General features: G+C 72.3%; 13 protein-coding genes. 7 read left to right on the top strand and 6 right to left on the bottom strand.

All coding sequences use genetic code 11. The features are described from left to right. The first annotated feature begins 774 nt into the window (after nucleotides 1-774). Nucleotides 775-2,811: a M23 family metallopeptidase gene (locus MET9862_RS22965; RefSeq protein ID WP_142585167.1), complete on the top strand. Its 2,037-nt coding sequence runs from the start codon at nucleotides 775-777 to the stop codon at nucleotides 2,809-2,811. A 196-nt stretch (nucleotides 2,812-3,007) separates the two neighbouring features. Continuing rightward, nucleotides 3,008-4,039, top strand: a complete 1,032-nt coding sequence (locus MET9862_RS22960; protein WP_142585166.1) for a PAS domain-containing protein — start codon at nucleotides 3,008-3,010, stop codon at nucleotides 4,037-4,039. Between the two features lie 136 nt (nucleotides 4,040-4,175). Here MET9862_RS22960 and gluQRS read toward each other — a convergent pair whose 3' ends face one another. From gluQRS to MET9862_RS22945, 3 genes are all read right to left on the bottom strand, one after another. Further along, complete coding sequence (gluQRS, locus tag MET9862_RS22955; RefSeq protein ID WP_244612861.1) at nucleotides 4,176-5,048, bottom strand: tRNA glutamyl-Q(34) synthetase GluQRS; 873 nt, start codon at nucleotides 5,046-5,048, stop codon at nucleotides 4,176-4,178. Continuing rightward, the gene (locus MET9862_RS22950; RefSeq protein WP_142585164.1) at nucleotides 5,045-5,314 is read right to left on the bottom strand and encodes a hypothetical protein; all 270 of its coding nucleotides are present in this window, start codon (nucleotides 5,312-5,314) and stop codon (nucleotides 5,045-5,047) included. Before MET9862_RS22950 ends, gluQRS begins: the two co-directional genes overlap by 4 nt. Nucleotides 5,315-5,392: 78 nt before the next feature. Then, nucleotides 5,393-7,432: an ATP-binding protein gene (locus MET9862_RS22945; RefSeq protein ID WP_142585163.1), complete on the bottom strand. Its 2,040-nt coding sequence runs from the start codon at nucleotides 7,430-7,432 to the stop codon at nucleotides 5,393-5,395. A 211-nt stretch (nucleotides 7,433-7,643) separates the two neighbouring features. On the opposite strand from MET9862_RS22945, the gene trpA reads away from it, so the two are divergent. From trpA to MET9862_RS22925, 4 genes are all read left to right on the top strand, one after another. Further along, nucleotides 7,644-8,477, top strand: a complete 834-nt coding sequence (gene trpA / locus MET9862_RS22940) for a tryptophan synthase subunit alpha (RefSeq protein ID WP_142585162.1) — start codon at nucleotides 7,644-7,646, stop codon at nucleotides 8,475-8,477. Nucleotides 8,478-8,550: 73 nt separating this feature from the next. Continuing rightward, on the top strand, nucleotides 8,551-9,459 hold the full coding sequence (gene accD / locus MET9862_RS22935) for an acetyl-CoA carboxylase, carboxyltransferase subunit beta (protein WP_142585161.1): 909 nt from the start codon (nucleotides 8,551-8,553) through the stop codon (nucleotides 9,457-9,459). Nucleotides 9,460-9,470: 11 nt separating this feature from the next. Then, nucleotides 9,471-10,796 carry a bifunctional folylpolyglutamate synthase/dihydrofolate synthase gene (locus tag MET9862_RS22930; RefSeq protein ID WP_142585160.1) on the top strand — a complete coding sequence of 442 codons (1,326 nt, stop codon included), beginning with the start codon at nucleotides 9,471-9,473 and terminating at the stop codon, nucleotides 10,794-10,796. Nucleotides 10,797-11,061: 265 nt separating this feature from the next. After that, nucleotides 11,062-11,964, top strand: coding sequence for an outer membrane protein (locus MET9862_RS22925; protein WP_142585159.1), 903 nt, complete (start codon nucleotides 11,062-11,064; stop codon nucleotides 11,962-11,964). A gap of 164 nt (nucleotides 11,965-12,128) precedes the next feature. On the opposite strand, the gene trxA is transcribed toward MET9862_RS22925, so the two are convergent. Then, entirely contained in the window at nucleotides 12,129-12,458 is a 330-nt protein-coding gene (gene trxA / locus MET9862_RS22920) for a thioredoxin (protein ID WP_142585158.1), read from the bottom strand. A 394-nt stretch (nucleotides 12,459-12,852) separates the two neighbouring features. Between trxA and MET9862_RS22915 the strand changes: the two genes are divergently transcribed. Beyond that, nucleotides 12,853-14,172: a PQQ-dependent sugar dehydrogenase gene (locus tag MET9862_RS22915; protein ID WP_438616646.1), complete on the top strand. Its 1,320-nt coding sequence runs from the start codon at nucleotides 12,853-12,855 to the stop codon at nucleotides 14,170-14,172. Between the two features lie 132 nt (nucleotides 14,173-14,304). On the opposite strand, the gene addA is transcribed toward MET9862_RS22915, so the two are convergent. Beyond that, a complete protein-coding gene (addA, locus tag MET9862_RS22910; protein WP_142585157.1) occupies nucleotides 14,305-17,739 on the bottom strand; it encodes a double-strand break repair helicase AddA in 3,435 nt (1,144 codons plus the stop codon). Beyond that, a partial coding sequence (locus MET9862_RS22905; protein WP_185156969.1) for a PD-(D/E)XK nuclease family protein occupies nucleotides 17,739-19,437 on the bottom strand: 1,699 nt, incomplete at its 5' end. The genes MET9862_RS22905 and addA, both read right to left, overlap by 1 nt.

The raw sequence follows: 19,437 nt of genomic DNA, 5'->3' as shown, positions 1-19,437 counted from the left end.
ATCTCACGATCCGAACCCAGGGCCGAAACCCCAGATCCAGATCCGCAAGGACACACGCCGCCCACGCTTCTCTTTCTCGTCATTCACTTGTCAAAGAGCGCCGGGGTCGCCCCCGGAAAGTCCCGCTCCGCCCCGGGCCACCAACCTCGAGGCATCCACCCCGAAATCCGCTTGCCCGTCTTGGAGAACCGTGCTACCGACCGTTCCGAGGGAAGGTCCGTCTCAGCGGTGGAGGGCGTTTAAGACCCCCGCTTCACCGTGTCAACCCCGCCTCCCGAACCCGCCGAACCGCCACCGAAGCGGCAAAACCAGCGGGCCAGACCCAGAGCCCACACCCTTCCCCGGACACGACAGACGCGGACATACCCGGCTCTCGCCAGATCGTCCCGCCAGCCATCTCAGAAGAAGCAGCGCCACCGCAACCCGCTGAAGAGCGGTGCGGCCCGGCGCCGATGACGGGTATCTACGCACCCAAACCCGCCCCGTCAACACCCCACACGACAAACACACGAAAAATCGACGACACACCCATGACGGCCCCCTGCAGGCCGCCACCTCCCACACCCGTCAGGACGCGTCCCCCGAGGCGGCCGGCGCAGCATAGCCAGGACGTGGCACGCGGCGGAGATGGAGAGGGGCGCGTCTCGCGCGACCTGGACGGCGGAGTGACAGGCATGGCGCGCCGCCCCACGCCCGGCTCAGCCTCAATCTCGACACCGTAACCCCCGACATGGTCTTCATCGACGGACAGGACAGCCGGACCGGGAAGCCTTCGTGACGCGTGACCGCCTGAAGATCGGTGTTCCCGGCGCGTCGACCCGCGGGCCGACGCACGGGATCGAGCCGCCGCTCGACCTGCTCGGGCCCGAGGCCGCGCGGATCGACCGGCGCGCGGTGAACCTGCGCTGGCTCTGCGCCAGCGCGCTGACCGGCCTGACCGGGGCCGGGCTGATCGGCGCGGCGCTCCACGTCTCGCTGCAGGGCGAGACCTCGTTCGCGGCGATTCCCGAGCGCGTGACGGTTCCCGCCCGGCCTCAGCCGAGCGAGGGCGGCACCAACCTTGCGCGCAAGGGCGACCGGCTGGTGCGCAACGTGATGATCGCCTCGGCCAAGCAGAGCTTCCGCGCGCCGGTGACAGTGAAGCTCGGCGACCGCGAGATCATCAAGGTGAAGCCCTTCGTGCGGATCACCGCCGGGCTCGCCCAGACCACCGGCCTCTACGCCACCGACATCCCGCCCTTCGATCCGATGAAGTTCGTCTCGGACGAGCCGGTCGAGCGCGCGCCCGATCCCGGATCCGCCGACGCGCCGGGCGCCGAGGTGAGCGTGGTCAAGCGCAGCCTGGCCGAGGCATCCGTCGACGCCAATGCCCCGGCGCTCGGCGACGACGCGGTGACCGCGCAGGTCGAGGAGGACCGCCGCATCGCGGCCGAGGCGGGACGACGCGCCGCGATCCCGATCGCGCCGCAGATCATGCTCTCGCGCACCCTGCAATCGGCCGCGGCCGAGCCGGCCCCGCCGTCGACGGGACGCGAGAACCCGTTCAAGGCGATCGAGGTGCTGGTCGTCCCGGAGAACGTCACCAAGCTCGCCAAGGTCGAGTTGCGCAGCGGCGAGGCGCCGCTCGTCGAGGAGCGCGACCTCGCCCTGAAGCGCGGCGAGACCCTGGAGGCGCTCCTCAAGGGCACCGGCTTCGCGGGCGACGAGCAGATCCGCGGCATCGTCACCGCGCTCGGCGGCAAGACCCGCACGGGCGCCCTCGTGGAAGGCCAGCGGCTGCGCGTGCAGATCGCCCCCGGCGCCCGGCCGAGCGACCCCCGGCAGGTGACGCGCGTGGTGCTCTACGGCGAGAACGGCATCGAGGGGATCGCGGCGATCAACGACCGGGCGGCCTTCGTCTCGGTGGCCCCGCCCCCGGAGGACACGCCCTCCCGCAAGCCCGCCCCCGCGGCGGAGGCGAGCGAGGACGAGGAGGAGGATAACGGCTCGGGCCCGCGCCTCTACCAGAGCCTCTACGAGACGGCGGCCAAGCACGAGGTACCGCGCGCCACCGTCGAGGACGTGGTGCGGGTGTTCAGCTACGATCTCGACTTCCAGCGCCGGATCAGCGGCGGCGACAGCCTCGACGTGTTCTACACCTACGACGAGGAAGGCGGGCAGAGCGCGGAGCGGCCGGACCTGCTCTACGCCGCGCTCAACCTCGGCGGCGAGGTGCGCAAGATCTACCGCTTCCAGTCGCCCGACGACGGCTCGATCGACTATCTCGACGAGCAGGGCCGCTCGCTGAAGAAGTTCCTCATCCGCAAGCCCATCGCCGACGGCATCATGCGCTCCGGCTTCGGCTATCGCCGCCATCCGGTGCTCGGCTACGCCAAGCTTCATACGGGCGTCGACTGGGCCAACCCGATCGGCACGCCGATCGTGGCGGCCGGCAACGGCACGGTGATCAAGGCCGAGTGGGATTCCGGCTACGGGCGCCGTGTCGAGATCCAGCACATCAACGGCTACGTCACCACCTACAACCACATGTCGCGGTTCGGCCGCGGCATCAGCGCCGGCACACGCGTGCGGCAGGGGCAGGTCATCGGCTATGTCGGCTCGACCGGCCTCTCGACCGGCGCGCACCTGCATTACGAGGTGATCATCAACGGCCACTTCGTCGATCCGATGAAGATCCGCGTGCCCCGCGGGCGCGAGCTCGACGGGCGCCTGCTCACCGAGTTCAAGCGCCAGCGCGAGGTGATCGAGGCCGAGATGCAGCAATCGAAGAGCGCCACCGCGATGGCGCAGAGGGACGCCGCCGTTCGATAGTGCCCGGCCGGAACGACGCCCCCAGATTTGCGAAAGCTGTGCAGTTCACAGGATCGCGCGTCGAAATCCGGGTTTACCCGCAGAAAAAACTGTCGTTCGACACATTGTATGCGATTGACAAGTCTTGGTCGCAGCGGATGATCCACCTCGGTCGTCCGGCTACGCAGTTCAGCGGCCGGGACCCGGGAGCGATCCGATGACCCTGCCCGAGACCGGGCTGGCGACTGAGCGTCCGAGATATGAGGCGGACCGCTTCGATCCCTTCGCCGCGGCCCTGCGCACCACGCGCCTGCCGGCGGTCCTCACGGACCCGCTCCAGGCCGACGACCCGATCGTCTTCGCCAACGACGCCTTTCTGCGCCTCACCGGCTACACCCGCGACGAGGTCGAGGGGCGCAACTGCCGCTTCCTTCAGGGGGCCGGCACGGATCCGGAGGCGCTGCGGCGGATCGCGCGGGCGCTGCGCGCGCGGGACGACATCAAGATCGACATCCTGAACTACCGCAAGGACGGGAGCGCCTTCTGGAACGCGCTCTCGATCAGCCCGGTCTTCGACGAGATGGGCCGCCTGCGCTACTTCTTCGGCGTGCAGGCCGACGTGACCGAGCGGCGGCAGGAGATGCAGGCCAAGACCGCGCTCCTGCGCGAGATCGACCACCGGGTGAAGAACAACCTCCAGATGGTCTCGGCCCTGGTCGCGCTGCAGATGAGCCGCGTCGCGGACGAGAGCCTGCGCGAGACCCTCTCCTCGATGCTGCGCCGGATCGAGGCGCTGGCCACGCTGCATCGGCGGCTGCACCAGTCCGACGACGCCACGCGCTTCTCGGTGGCCGATTTCATCGAGGACATCGTGACCGACCTCGTCGGCGCGACGGGCCGGACGGACCTCGCGGTCGAGCTCGACCTGGATCCGGTGCGCGTCTCGGCGCAGATGGCGGCGCCCTTCGCGATCATCGTCAACGAGCTCGTGACCAACGTGCTGAAGCACGCCTTCGCGGGCCGGCCCGGCCGGATCACGGTGCGTATCCGGCGGGAGGACGGGCATCTGCGCCTGGAGGTCGCCGATGACGGGCTGGGCATGCCCGAGACCGGGGCGGAGCTGGACTCGTTCGGGACCACCATCGTGCGGATGCTGGCCCGCCAGCTCAAGGCGTCCCTGATCTGGTCGGCGGCGCAGCCGAGCGGCACCCGCGCGGTGCTCCGCATGCCGCTGAGCACCGAGCCCTAGAGCATTGTCCGCGGACGTGGTCGCCGGTTCCGCGAAAGGCAATGCGGTCCACTCAAGCGGGTAGAGCATCCCCTTTCGCCGGGTGCCGGGGCAGAGCACCCGCCGTCCTCGGGCTCCGCCCGAACCCGCGAACGGGCTACCCCTTTCGAAACCCGGACATCTCGCGCAGGCGCGTCCGCAGAGCCTCCGGCGTGGCGCCCGCGGCGCGCAGGTCGGCGAGGCTCGCCGAGCCGCGGGATTTGGCGAGCTTCTCCCCGGCCGGATCGAGGATCAGGACGTGGTGGTGGTAGCGCGGGCTCGGCAGGCCGAGCAGGCGCTGCAGGAGCACGTGCAGGTCGGTGGCCGCCTCCAGGTCGCGGCCGCGCACCACATGGGTGATGCCCTGGGCGGCGTCGTCGTGGACGACGGCGAGGTGGTAGCTCGTCGGCACGTCGCGGCGGGCGATCACCGCGTCGCCCCAGCGAGCCGGATCGACCGGGACGGTGCGCTCGCCGTCCTCAGGATCGAAGGCGGTGTAGGCCTGGGCGGCGGGAACCTCCGCCAGCGCCCGCGCCATGTCGAGGCGCCAGGTATGCGGCTCGCCGCGCGCGATGCGAGCCCGCGCCTCCGCCGGGCTCAGGGACCGGCAGGTGCCGGGGTAATGGGGTACCCCGTCGGGGTCGCAGGGCGGGTCAGCCGCGGCGGCGGCGCGGATCTGTCCGCGGGAGCAGAAGCAGGGATAGGCGAGACCGCGCGCCGCGAGCCGGTCGCGGGCGGCGGCGTAGTCCGCCAGGTGCCGCGATTGGCGCCGCACCGGCCCGGTGAAGGCGATGCCGAGCCAGGCGAGATCGGATTCGATGGCCGCGATCAGGTCCGGCCGGGAGCGGACGGGATCGATGTCCTCGATGCGCAGCGAGAGCCGGCCGCCCAGCCGCTCGGCGATCGCCGCATTGAGGAACGCCGAGTAGGCGTGGCCGAGATGCAGCCGCCCGTTCGGGCTCGGCGCGAAGCGGAGATGGGGGATGCTCACCCGCCGTGGCGCAGGCAGCGGGGCTCGCCGGGGGTGCAGGCGATGCCGGGCAGCGAGCAGGCCGGCCCCTCGGCGAGGCGCTGGCAGACCTGACAGCCGTCGCTCCATTCGAGGCAGGCGGAATCGGTCGCGGGCGACACCGCCGCCGGCCGATGCCCGGGCAGGAGCGCACCGAGGAGCACCGTCGCCACGGTGAGGCCGACGATGCCCCAGGCCGCGAGCGCGCCGCTCAAGGTCGAAGGTGCCGGAGATGCGTCCTGTGCCATGGTCGTCCTGTTCGGCGCGTGCCGCCACGCTGTCAACGCACGGGGCCGATATAGGGTGCGCCGTGGAGCGAGCGCCCCTTACGCCGCCGCGGCGTCCCGCTCCAGCAGGCCGGGCAGGGCCTTCAGGTCGAGGGGCTTGGCGAGGAAGCCGTCGAAGCCGGCCTCCCGCGCCGCGCGCTCGTCCTCGCGCCCGGCATTGGCGGTGAGCGCGACGAGGTGCAAGCGGGCCGGGCCGCCCGCCTCGGCCGCACGGATGCGGCGCGCGGTCTCGTGGCCGTCGAGGTTCGGCATGCGCACGTCGATCAGGGCGAGATCGAAGGGACCGCCCTCGGCGTGGCGCGCCAGCGCCTCCAGCCCGTCGGCGGCGTGGACCACCTCGGCGCCGAGCCGTTCGAGGGCGCGCGTGGCGAGCAGCGCGTTGATCGGGTTGTCCTCGGCGAGCAGGACCCGGCGGCGCGCCGCCGGGCGCGGCGGGGCGGGCAGCGCCGGTGCGGGCGCGGCGTCCCGCGGGGCTGCCGGGACGAGCAGGCGCTCGATCAGCGAACGGGCGCGCACCGGCTTGATCAGGTAGCTGCAGAAGCCCGCCGCGGCCGGCGCCCCGAATTCGCGCCGATCGAAGGGCGAGAGCAGGATCACCCGGCTGGCGACGCCGCAGAGCCGGGCCTCGTCGGCGAGTCGCCGCACCGCCGCGTCGCCGAGCGTCCGGTCGGCGATGAGCGCGTCGAACCGCGCGCCGGCGAGCGCGTCGAGCCCGGCCGTCAGGTCGCCCACGATCACGGCCGGCGCGCCGGCCCGAGCAAGCGCCTGGGCGAGATAGGGGGCCTGGAAGGGCGAATCGGCCACGATCAGCACCCGCTGCCCATGGAGCATGGGCGCGGGGTCCTGGGCCGCCTCGGCGGCCGGCGGCAGCGGCAGGATGGCGCGGAAGGTCGAGCCGTGGCCGGGCTGCGAGTCGGCCTCGACGCGCCCGCCCATCCGGATCGCGAGGCGGCGGGTGATGGCGAGACCGAGCCCGGTGCCCTCGTGGCGGCGGCTCGCGCTGCCGTCGCCCTGCTCGAACTCCTCGAACAGGATCGGCAGGCGCTCCTCCGGAATGCCCGGCCCGGTATCGCTGACCGACAGGCACAGGCCCTCGGGCACCTGCGACAGCGCCACGCCGACGCCGCCGCTTCCGGTGAACTTCACCGCGTTGCCCGCGAGGTTGAGCAGGATCTGCCGCACCCGGTCGGCATCGCCGATCAGGCGCCGCGGCAGGTCGCCGGCGACGTCGAGGGCGATCTCGATGCCCTTGTCCTGGGCGCGGGGGGCGAGCAGCTCGACCACGCCCTCGGCGATGGCGGCCGGGTCGAAGGGCTCGGCGGCGAGGTCGATCCGCCCCGCCTCGATCCGCGAGAAGTCGAGGATGCCGTCGATGAGGCCGAGCAGCGCCTTGCCGCTGGTGCGCACGGCCTCGACATAGGTGCGCTGCTCCGCGTCGAGCCCCGTGGCGAGCACGAGGTCGGTCATGCCGAGGATGCCGTTGAGCGGCGTGCGGAACTCGTGGCTGACGGTGGCGAGGAAGCGGGACTTGGCGACGTTGGCGGCCTCGGCCTTGGCGAGCGCGTCGTCGAGGGAGCGCACGGCCTCGACGCGGCCGGTGATGTCGCAGCCGGCGCAGAGCCATTGCAGCGGCTCGTCCGGACGCCCGACCGGCATCTCCACGAAGGCGTACCAGCGCGCCGTGCCGTCCGCCCCGCGGATGCGCCGCTCGGCGCGGCGGACCCCGTCGGGACCCACCGAAACCGCCCCCTGCTCCAGCACCGCGAGGTCGACGCTCGCACCGATCAGCGCGAGGGGCGCACGGCCGATGAGGCGGGCGAAGCCCTCGTTGGCGAAGGTGATGCGGCCGAGCGCGTCGCGCTGCACGATCACGTCCATGGTCGCGGCCACCAGGGAGCGGTAGCGCTCCTCGCTCTCGGCGATGCGCCAGATCCGGTCGTGCAGGTGCTCGGATTCCGGCTCCTCGCGGAAGGCGGCGTCGCGGCGGCGCCGACGCCGCAGCGCGGCCGCGGCGAAGCCGGCGACGAAGCCCGCGGCCGGGAGCGCCGCCAGGAGCGCGGCGAGGGTGACGGTGTCCATGCGGAGCCTCTCCCGGCGGCAGCGCCGATCGGGCCGAGCGTCGCAGAGGAGCCTGAAGGAGCCCTTGGCAAAGGCGCTTAACCGGAGCTTGCCGGGATGCGCGGAAGCGCCTGCGCTTCACGGGCCGGCCCCGATGGTGTAGGCGCGGCGGCTTGATCCCGCGCCGCGCCCGCGCGGCGGGGAGAGGCCAGAACCGACAAGCACCTGCACCATGCCGAGCCGCATCGACGCCACCTTCGCCCGCTGCCGCGCGGAAGGGCGCGCCGCCCTCGTCACTTACGTGATGGCGGGCGACCCCGATCCCGAGACCTCGCTGGCGGTGCTGCAGGCGCTGCCGGAGGCCGGTGCCGACATCCTCGAATTCGGCCTGCCCTTCACCGATCCGATGGCGGACGGCCCGGCGATCCAGGCCGCGGGCCTGCGCGCGCTCAAGGCCGGGCAGAGCCTGGCCGGGACCCTCGACCTGATCCGGCGCTTCCGTGCGGGCAACGCCGACACGCCCGTGATCCTGATGGGCTACTTCAACCCGATCCACACCTACGGCGTCGCCCGCTTCCTCGACGCGGCGGTGGAGGCCGGCATCGACGGCCTGATCGTCGTCGACCTGCCGCCGGAGGAGGACAGCGAGCTCTGCCTGCCGGCCCTCGAGAAGGGCCTCGCCTTCATCCGGCTCGCCACGCCCACCACCGACGACGCCCGCCTGCCGGCGGTGCTCGCGAACACCGCGGGCTTCGTCTACTACGTCTCGATCACCGGCATCACCGGCACGGCGACGCCGGATTTCGGGCAGGTGGCGCAGGCGGTCGAGCGGATCGGCCGCCATACCGACCTGCCGGTCGTGGTCGGCTTCGGCGTGAAGAGCGGGGCCCATGCCGAGGCGATCGCCCGCAGCGCGGACGGGGTCGTGGTCGGCTCGGCCCTGGTCGACGCCCTGCACCGCTCCCTCGACGGCGCGGACCGGGCGCAGGACGGCACGGTCGCCGCGGTGACGACCCTCGTGCGCGAGCTCGCGGCCGGGGTGCGCGCGGCGGTCCGGACCGCCTGAGCGGCAGAACCCTGGCGGCTGCGGCCGCCGGCCCCGATATCGAAGCCTTCACGGACAGCACGGGCGGCGCGGAATGGTTGAGCCGATGAACTGGATCTCGGAGGTCGTGCGCCCCAAGATCAAGACCCTGTTCAAGCGCGAGACCCCGGAGAATCTCTGGGTGAAATGCCCGGATACGGGCCAGATGGTCTTCCACAAGGAGGTGGAAGGGAACCACATGGTCATCCCGGGCTCCGAGCATCACCTCAAGATGAGCGCGGCCGCGCGCCTCAAGATGATGTTCGACGAGGGCACCTGGATCGACGTGCCGCTGCCCGAGGTCGCGGTCGATCCGCTGAAGTTCCGCGACGAGAAGCGCTACGTCGACCGCCTGAAGGATGCCCGCGCCAAGACCGGCATGCAGGACGCCTTCAAGATCGGCTTCGGCCGGGTCGGCGGCCTGCCGATGACGCTGGCCGCGCAGGAATTCGGCTTCATGGCCGGCTCCCTCGGCATGGCGGCGGGCGAGGCCTTCGTGCGCGGTGCCGAGACGGCGCTCGACAAGCGCACCCCCTACGTCCTGTTCGCCGCCTCGGGCGGTGCGCGCATGCAGGAGGGCATCCTGTCGCTCATGCAGATGCCGCGCACCACGGTGGCCGTGCGCCGGCTCAACGCGGCCCGGCTCCCCTACATCGTGGTGCTGACGAACCCGACGACCGGCGGCGTCACCGCCTCCTACGCCATGCTCGGCGACGTCCACCTCGCCGAGCCCGGCGCGCTGATCTGCTTCGCGGGCCCGCGGGTGATCGAACAGACCATCCGCGAGAAGCTGCCCGACGGGTTCCAGCGGGCCGAGTACCTGCGCGACCACGGCATGGTCGACCAGGTGGTGCACCGCCACCAGCTCAAGGAGACGATCGGCCGGATCTGCGGGCTGCTCATGAACGTCCGGCCCGAGGCGGGCGCGGCGAGCCAGGGGGCGCCCGCCCCCGCGGCGGCCTGAGGCCCCGGGCGATGGATTCCTCCGACGCGCTGATGGCGCGCTTCCTCGCGCTGCATCCGCGCACGATCGACCTGTCCCTGGGGCGGATCGAGCGGCTGCTCGCCCGCCTCAACCATCCCGAGCGGCGCCTGCCGCCGGTGATCCACGTGGCGGGGACCAACGGCAAGGGCTCCACCATCGCCTTCATGCGGGCGATCCTGGAGGCGGGGGGCCTGGCGGCCCATGTCTACACCTCGCCTCACCTCGTCCGCTTCCACGAGCGCATCCGCCTCGGCGCGGTCGGCGGCGGCGCCTTCGTGCCGGAGGACCGGCTGGCCGATGCCTTCGCCCGCTGCGAGGCGGCCAATGCGGGCGACCCGATCACCGTGTTCGAGATCACCACCGCCGCCGCGCTGCTGCTCTTCTCCGAGGTGCCGGCCGACGTGCTTCTGCTCGAGGTCGGGCTCGGCGGCCGTGTCGACGCCACCAACGTCATCGATACCGTCGCCGCCGCGGTGGTCACGCCGATCGGGCGCGACCACGCCGAGTATCTCGGCGACACAGTCGAGGCGGTCGCCACCGAGAAGGCCGGAATCTTCAAGCGGGGCTGCCCCGCCGTCATCGCCGCTCAGGATTACGCGGAGGCCGACGCCGTCCTCTGCCGCCGCGCGGAGGCCGCCGGGGCCGGACCCATCCTTGTCGGCAACCAGGACTTCTCGGTCCACGAGGAGAGCGGACGGCTCGTCTATCAGGACGAGACCGACCTGTTCGACCTGCCGCGGCCCAAGCTCCTCGGGCGCCACCAGTTCACCAATGCCGGCACCGCCATCGCGGCGCTGCGCGCAGCGGGCTTCGGGGATATCGGCATCTCCGCCTTCGAGGCGGGCCTGCGCAACGTCGACTGGCCGGGCCGGCTGCAGCGCCTGAGCCGGGGCCATCTGGCCGCCCTGGTGCAGCAGGATTCCGAACTCTGGCTCGACGGCGGCCACAACATCGACGGCGGGCGCATCCTCGCCACCGCGCTGGCCGATCTCGGCGAGCGCAGCGACGTGCCGCTCGTGCTCATCGTGGGGCTGCTGGGCACGAAGGACGCGGAGGGCTTCCTGCGCCATTTCGTCGGGCTCGCCCGCGCGCTCATCGCGGTGCCGATCGCCGGGCAGATGGCGGCGCGCCCGGCCGAGGAGGTCGCGCGCATCGCCGAGCAGGTCGGCCTCAGCGCCCGCACCGCGCCGAGCATCGAGGCGGCCCTCGCCAGCGTGCGCGACATCGCCTTCGAGCAGCCGCCGCGCATCCTGATCTGCGGCTCGCTCTACCTCGCGGGCGCCGTCCTCACCGCCAACGGCACGCCGCCGGCCTGATCCGGCGGCGGGGCCACCCGGTCCGATCCCGGGTCCCGGGCATATGAAGCGCAGCCCTGGGATTTGTGGATCCTGCAACTCCAAGCCCTGTCCAAGCCCTGTCTCAGGCCGATACAGAGTTTGCCGAGTGCTAACCAAGTCCTTGGTCCACCAAGCCGGAGTCGCCCGCGAGTCCGGAGCGCTGTGGCCGCCGCGCTACATCTTGGCTGTGGAAAATCACCTATCTTCCCCGGCGATCGGGCAATATCGCTGGGGATCACAACTAATGAAAAAGCTTGCTACCTCGTTGGCCATGTTCACGGCGCTGACCGCTGCCGCGACCGCCGCCGACCTTCCGCGCCGCGCGCCGCCGCCGGTCTTCACGCCGGTTCCGGTCTTCACCTGGACGGGCTTCTACGCCGGTTTCAACGCCGGTTACGGCTTCGACGCCAGCGACAGCGTTCGCAACGGCTTCACCCAGACCGGCACCAGCCCCGTCGTGCTGACCCCGGGCGGCGCCCTCGTCCCGGCCGGCATCCTGAGCCCCGGTGCGACGCTCGCCTACAACGGCAACAACAACGAAGGCTTCACCGGTGGTGGCCAGATCGGCTACAACTACCAGTTCACCCCGGGCTCCGGCGTTGTCGTCGGTATCGAGGCTGACGCCCAGTACCTCGACTTCGGTGGTCGCCGCAGCCGCTTCTCGCTGACCGCTGGTTCGGCCCTCAACCCGGGCTTCGTTCCGGTCGATGGCCTGCTCAGCACCCTCGACTTCTTCGGCACCGTCCGCGGCCGTATCGGTTACGCCGCCGACCGCGTCCTGTTCTACGGCACCGGCGGTTTCGCCTACGCCACGGGTGATGCCGGCGCTCGCGTCGCCTTCACCAACTTCTCGGGCCGCCGCGACGACTTCGTCACCGGCTGGGCCGCGGGTGGTGGTGTCGAGTACGCGCTCCCGACCGACTCGTTCCTGAACTTCTTCCGCTCCTCGGCGGTGACGCTGAAGGTCGAAGGTCTGTACGTGCAGCTCGACCGCAACAACCGCAACCAGGTCGGCCTGCCGCTCGTCGGCGGCTTCCAGACCGCTGCTGGCCTCCTGCCGGTCTTCGCGAACAACGGTGTCGTCCGTCGCGACGACTCCTTCGCCGTCGTCCGCGCCGGCATCAACTACAAGTTCGGCTCGTACTAAGTCGAACGGCCGCCTCCGGACCCGCATGGTCCGGAGGCGCTCTTCAAAAAAACTGGGTCTCGAAACGCGAAAGCCCGGCCTCACGGCCGGGCTTTCTGCATTCGGGCATCGCGTTCTCGGACCAGGGCGCCACTCCGGTCGGAGCGGCGCCCGATGGAGCCCGATCAGGCCGTGGCAGCCTGCGCACCGATCCAGCGGGCGAGGTCACCCTTCGGGGCAGCGCCCACCTTCTGGTCCACCCGCTCGCCGTTCTTGAACAGCAGCAGGGTCGGGATCGAGCGGATGCCGTACTGGGCGGCCACGCCCGGATTCTCGTCCACGTTGATCTTGGCGATCTTCACGCGGCCCTGGAGGTCCGCAGAGATCTCCTCGAGCGCCGGACCGATCTGCCGACAGGGACCGCACCACTCCGCCCAGAAATCCACGACGACCGGCTCGGCGGACTTGAGAACGTCCTGCTCGAAGCTCGCGTCGGTCACCTTCACCGTCGCCATCACAGTCCCTTTCCTCAACACGGGCGGCACGAGAGGGCCGCCCCGCGGGTGGAGCGGAACTTGGGCGTCCATCCCCGCCCGGTCAAGGCGACCTGCGGGGCCGGCATGTCCGGTGCCCGCATTCCTCATGCCGCGTGCGTCCGCGCACGGCCTCGCATCGTCTGTGCGACGTCGCTCCGGCTCGCCGCCCCCTCTCGCATCCGGCCGCCCGGCCGCTGCGCGACAATGCGCTTTCGGCAGCGAGGCCGTCATGCTGGCCAGAGGCAGGCCGGCCGCGGCAGCGCTCGAAGTCCGGGCCTCCCGCCCCATCTCCTCACGGGACCGACAGGCCTCGGGGCGCCCTGGTCCCGCCAGGATCGCGGACGAGCCGAGCCAGCACGCGGAGGAGTTCCCAGTGACGCGCATCGCATCCATCGCCCATGTGGCCAGAATGGCGGCCACGACGACGGCCATGACGCTCGTCCTCGCGGGAGCCGCGACCGGGCAGGAGGCACCGGCCTCGCGCATCGAGGGCGGCGCGTTCAGCGCGCCCACGGCCAAGGGGGCCGGCTCGAGCCCCGCCGAGACCGAAGCGCCGAACACGGGCTACAAGCCCCTGTTGCCGAACCAGACCCGGGCGCCCAAGCCCGCCGAGGCCACCCAGGTGGAGGTCGCCACCGTGGTGAAGGGGCTGGCGAGCCCCTGGGCGATGGAGTTCCTGCCCGACGGGCGGATGGTCGTCACCGAGAAGGCGGGCAAGATCCGTCTCGTCGCCAAGGACGGCACGGTCGGCCCCGGCCTCTCCGGCGTGCCGAAGGTCGATGCGCGCGGCCAGGGCGGTCTGCTCGACATCGCGCTCAGCCCGAGCTTCTCCTCGGACCGCACCGTCTTCTTCAGCTATTCGGAGCCGCGCGAGAAGGGCAACGGAACGACGCTCGCCAAGGCCAAGCTCGTCGAGGACGGCAAGGGCGGCGGCAAGCTCGAGGACCTGAAGGTCGTCTTCCGGCAGGTGCCCGCCTATGACGGCGACAAGCATTTCGGCTCGCGCATCGTCTTTGCGGGCGACGGCAAGCTCTACCTCACCGTCGGCGAGCGCTCGGACAAGGTGACGCGGGGGCAGGCGCAGGATCTCGCCAGCGGGCTCGGCAAGGTCTTCCGCATCGACACGGACGGCAACGCCCCGAAGGACAACCCCTTCGCCGGCAGCGACAAGGCCAAGGCCGAGATCTGGTCCTACGGCCACCGCAACGTCCAGGCCGCGGCTCTCGACGGCCAGGGCCGGCTCTGGGTGGCCGAGCACGGGCCGCGCGGCGGCGACGAGTTGAACCGACCGCGCCCGGGCCTCAATTACGGCTGGCCGGTGGCGACCTACGGCATCGAGTATTCCGGCGAGAAGATCGGGGACGGGGTCACCCAGGCGGCCGGCACGGTGCAGCCGGTCTATTACTGGGATCCGGTGATCGGTCCCTCCGGCATGGCGCTCTACACGGGCAGCCTGTTCCCGGCCTGGAAGGACGACTTCCTGATCGGCGGCCTCGTCAGCACCGGCATCGTCGCGGTGAAGCTCGACGGGGACAAGGTGGTCACCGAGGAGCGCATCCCCCTGAACGACCGCATCCGCGACGTGCGCGTCGGCTCGGACGGGGCGGTCTACGCCGTCACCGACGGGGAGAACGGCAAGATCCTCAAGCTCACGCCGAAGGGCGGCGCGAAAGACGGCGGCAAGGAGGGCTGACCGACCCCCGTCGAAATCCGGGTGTCGAGAGGGGTCACCCCTCTCGCGGGTCCGGGCGGAGCCCGGGGACATCCGCAGGGGCTTCGCCCCTGCACTCCACCACAGGGATGATCCCTTTGGAAACCCGGTTCTTCAGACAATCTCCAGGCCGGCCGCTTCGAGCGCGGCGGCGACCTCCGCCGGGCTCAGGGGGCGGATCACCGGTCCCGAGGTCCAGACGAGGCAGGGCCGCACCGCGCGGCCCGGATAGATCCGGGCGAGGAGCGCGGCATAGAGGGCGATCTGCCCGGCCTCGGCCGGCGGCAGCGCGTCGCCCTCCGGCGGCCGTCCGGTCTTGAAGTCGCACAGCCACACGGTGTCCGCATCGACCGCGAGGCGGTCGACCCGGCCGAGCACCGCGCGCGCGACGCCCTCCACCCGCACCCGGCCGGACAGGCTGACCTCCGCCCGCGCCTCGCGGGCAAAGAGGGGTGCGAGGTCGGGCGCCTCGATCACGCCGAGGGCCGTGCGTGCGATGCGGGCGCGGGCCGGCTCGGGCAGGCCCGGCGCGCGGGAGCGCACGAAGGCCCGGGCTGCTTCGGCGCGCTTGGGCCCCTCGACCCGCGGCAGGTGCTGCAGCAGCGCGTGGATCAGGATGCCGCGGCGGCGCGCCTCGGCATCGGCCTGGCGCGGCGGGATCAGGCGCTGCCCGTCCGCGGCCTGGAGCGCGCCGGAAGGGCTGAGCGGCGGCGCGGCCTCGGCCTCGGCCGATACGGGCGCGTGCAACCAGGCCGGCGGCGCCTCCGGCGCGGGGGGAGAGGGTGCCTCGGCCGCCTCTCCGGATGCGGGGCCGTCCCCGTCACGCCACAGGGTCACCGGGCCGTAGGCCGTCTCGCGTGCCTCGCCCTCGCCGTAGGTCCGCTCGAGCCCGGCGCGGATCATCCGGCACCAGGCCGATTCGGTCTCGGCATCGCGCCCGCGGAAGGGAGCGACCACGAGGCGGTCGGCGGCGCGCGTCATGGCGACATAGAGGAGCCGGTTGTGCTCCTCGCGGCCCCGCGCCTGCAATTCGGCGCGGGCGGTGGCGAGCGCCGCGCAATCGTGCCCCCGCGCGCTCGACCAGACGGGCGGCAGCCCCCCCTCCCCCATCGGCAGGAGCGGCGGATCGTTGCGCCCGAGCGGCTCGCAGCCGTCGATCACCACGACGAGGGGCGCCTCCAGGCCCTTGGCGCCGTGCACGGTCATCACGCGGACCTCGTCACGGCCCGATTCCATGTCGCGCTTGACCGTGTGGCCCTCCGCCGAGCCGTGGTAGCGGGCGAGGAAACCGCCGAGGGAGGGCGCGTCGTTGCCCTGCTCGGCCTGCGCCGCGGCCCCCAGGAACACGTCGATGGCGTCGCCCGCCTCGCCGCCGAGCCGCGCCACCAGCCGAGCTCGCCCACCCTGCGGGCCGAGCAGGCTCGCGTAGAAGCCGAAGGGACCCTCGGCCCCGGCGAGGCGGATCCACCCCATCAGCGCATCGCGCCCGCGGATTGCCGCCGGATCGCCGGCCTCGGCGTGGCGGTGGAGGGCGTCCTCCAGGGTCTCGGAGAGGTCGCGGCGGGCGGCGATGCGCACGAGATCGTCGTCGGAGAGACCGACGAGGGGCGTCTTCAACGCCACGGCCAGCGTCAGGTCGTCGGCCGGCAGAAGCCCGGCCCGGCCGACCGCGACAAGATCGGCCACCGCGATATGGGCGGCGACGTCGAGCCGGTCCTGGCCGGCCACCGGCACGCCGAGGCCTTTCAGCGCCCGGATCACCTCCTCGAAGGCGGCGCCGCGCTTGCGCACCAGGATCAGGATCTCGCCCGGGCGCCAGATCCGGCCCGATTCGTCGCCGAGCGTGGTCCAGGCCCGCACGGCGCGGGCGATGCGGCGCGCGGTGACGATGGCGGGCGCCCCGGCCTCCGGCGCGTCGACGGGCGCGGCCCAGGCATCGGGCTCGATCTCCTGTGCCGGCTCGGCGATCGGCCAGAGCTCGACGGCGCCGGGCGCGGCCGGCCGGGCGCTGGTGTGCACGGTCTGCGTGACGTCGTCGTCGAAGGAGAGGCCGCGGTAATGGTCGGGAATGGCGAAGACCGCGTCCACCGCCCGCAGCACGGCCCGGGTCGAGCGGAAGGAGAGCGCCAGCTCCACATCCTCGAAGACGAGGTCGGCGGAGAGGGCTGCACCGCGCCAGGCGAGGCGCGTAGCCGCGAACTCGCGGGGATCGGCCCCCTGGAAGCTGTAGATCGACTGCTTCGGGTCGCCCACGGCGAAACGGGTCCGGTTGAGAGCGCGGGCTCCCTCGCCAGTGGCGAATTCCGCGGTGATGCGGCGCAGGATCTCCCATTGCTGCGGGTTGGTATCCTGCGCCTCGTCGATGAGGACGTGATCGACGCCGCGGTCGAGCTTGTACAGGACCCAGCCCGCCCCGACCCGCTGCAGCAGGTCGAGGGTCTTGTGGATCAGGTCGTCGAAATCGAGCGCCCCGAGGCGCGCCTTCTGCGCCTCGACGCGGCGATGGATCTCGGCGGCCAGCGTGAACAGGGCCTGGGTGCGGCCATGCGCGCGGGCGGCACGCAGGCGGTCGAACAGCGGCACGAGGCGGTCGCGCTCGGCCAGCATGGCGGCGCGGACCTCGTCCGGGACCGCCTTGGTGCCGAGGCTGCGGTCGGCCTTCGGGATATCCTTCTCGGTGAAGAAGACCGCGCGGTAGAGATCGAGCGCGCCCTCCGTCTCCCGGGCGGCCTCGGCAGCGGCGAGCGCGTCGGCCAGGGCCTCGTCGGTCTTGGCGCCGGTGCGGAGCCGGCCAGCCAGGGCGAGCCGGTCGGGGCCGCCGTCGAGGATCGCCGCGACCACGCTCTCGGCGGTCTCGTCGGCGGCGAGGCCGAGGGCTTGGTGCAGCTTCGCGAACTGTGCCGCCAGGCCGGCACGGTCGCCCAGCACGGAACGCGCAGCCATGGCCCCGCGGATCGCGGCGCGGAGCGCGTCGCCCGTGGCCTCGGGCGCCACCCGGTCGAGGGCCTCCTTCAGGACGGGGTTCCCGGCCACCGCGTCGGCCAGCACGTTGGCGGTCTCGACCTCGAAGGCCTCGCGAGACTGGGTCTCGTCGAGCACCACGAAGCGGGCCGGCACGTTCGCCTCGAAGGGGAACATGTGCAGGAGCCGCTCGCACAGGGCGTGCAGGGTCTCGATCTTGAGGCCGCCCGGCGTCTCCACGGCCCGGGCGAACAGGCGGCGGGCGGCGGCCAGCCGCTCGCGCGAGGCGCGCTCGCCGGTGAGCTGCTCCAGTTCCCGGCCAAGCGCCGCGTCCTCCAGCGTCACCCAGCGCCCGAGGCGCTGGAACACCCGGATCGACATGTTGGCGGCCGCCGCCTTGGTGAAGGTGAGGCAGAGGATGCGCCCCGGCGCCGCCCCGTCGAGCAGGAGGCGCACGACCCGGTCGGTGAGCACCTTCGTCTTGCCGGCCCCGGCATTGGCCGAGACCCAGGCCGAGGCGTGCGGGTCCGCGGCCCGGCGCTGGTCGGCCTGCGTCTTGGCATCGACGACGAGGATGTGGGCGTTCATCAGGCCTCCCCCTCGCCCGCGAGCGACCATTCGAGCACGCGCGCGAGGTGATCGTAGGCACCGTAATCGCGGGCGTATTTCGGGTAGGGCCGCGAGATGTAGGCCGCCTCCCCGGTCATGAACCGGGCGACGAGCCCGCGCAGGCGCTCGGCATGCTCGGCCACGATCGCCTCGACCGTGCGCACATCGCCCCGCGGCGGCTTCACCGGGATCGGCGTGAAGGCCTTCCGGCCGCCGGAGGCGTGCACGTAGAGGAGATCCGGCACCGCGCGCGTGCGGCGGAAGCCCGGGAAGGCGCCCGCCATCAGCATGGCCGCCTCCAGGGTGAGCTGAGGCGAGAAGCCGGCGAAGATCTCGCGGCTCGACGGCGGCGCGCCGGTCTTGAAATCGACGATGCAGGCGCTGCCGTCGGCGCGGCTCTCGATCCGGTCGGCGCGGGCGCGGAGCGTAAAGGTCTCCCGGCCCATCGGGATCTCCCAGCGCCCATAGATCTCCGGATGGACCCGCTTGAGGCCGGCCCGGCGCTCGACCTCCCAGGGCAGGTAGGCCGCGGCCATGCGCTCGTAACGCGGCCACCACTCGGCGTAGAGTTCGGGATAGGTGTTCTCGATCTCCGCGAAGGCGTTCACCGCGATGTCGGCCAGGTGCTGGACGGCGAGGCCGACCTCCGGCAGCGCCTCCGGATAGCGCTCGGCGAAGGCGCTGAAGATGTCGTGCACCATCGAGCCGCGGTCGCTCGCGCCGGGCTGCGCCGCGAGCGGATCGAGCGGGTCGAGCCCGAGCACGTGCCGGGCGAAGATGCTGTAGGGGTCGCGGACCAGCGTCTCGATCTCGGTGACGCTGAGCGTGCGCGGGAACAGGGCCGGGTCCGGCCGGGGCTTGGGCTGCGTCAGGCGCGGTTGTGCCGGCAGGGCGTCGATCGCCGCGCTATAGGCCAGGAAGCGCTGTCCGGCATCGCAGGCACCGCGCCAGCGCGTCTCGCCCACGAAGGCGCGCACGCGCTGCAGCAGGCGCGAGGGCACGGTCGGGGCGCCCTCGCGCTTGGCCGAGCGGGTGATCACCGCGTCGTGGCAGCCGAGCCCCTGCACGAAATCGTGCGCCATCTGGCCGATGCGGCGCTCCGGCGGATCGAGCCCGACACGCCCGCGCATCGGCCGGTTGAGGAAGGCGTCGGTGACGGTCTTGGCCGGCCAGACACCCTCGTCGAGCCCGCCGAGCACCACCCGGTCGGCGGTGAGGAGGCGCGCTTCCAGGAGGCCGAGGATGCGCAGACGCGGATGCGGGGCGGCCCCGGCGCAGGGCACCGTCCGGTCGCGGGCGAGCGCGGTGAAGAAGGCCGGGTAGTCGTCGAAGCGGCCGGGCAGCAGCTCCGGATCGGTCAGTTCGAGATCGTCGAACAGGGCGTCGAGGCAGGCGAGCGAGGCGTCGGCAGGCGCCGCCTCCAGGTTGCCCGCCTCCCGGTCGCCAGCCTTCAGGACGCCGGCCTCCGGGTCGCCCGCCTCGGGTCCGGCCACGAGCCAGTCGACGGTGGCGCGGTGACGGCCGGCCACCGCCACGAGGTTGCAGTCTCCCCCCTCCCCGGCCCCGGGAAACTCCGCGAAGGCGATTTCCAGCCGATCGAGCAGGCCGGCGGCGAGGTCCCAGTCGATATCCTTGAGGCGGCGTTTCGCCCGGGGCTGGCGCTCGGGCGGCGCGGCG

Origin of the sequence: Methylobacterium symbioticum (assembly GCF_902141845.1) — a bacterium.
Lineage (GTDB): Bacteria > Pseudomonadota > Alphaproteobacteria > Rhizobiales > Beijerinckiaceae > Methylobacterium > Methylobacterium symbioticum.
This window is presented reverse-complemented; position numbering and strand designations above follow the sequence as displayed.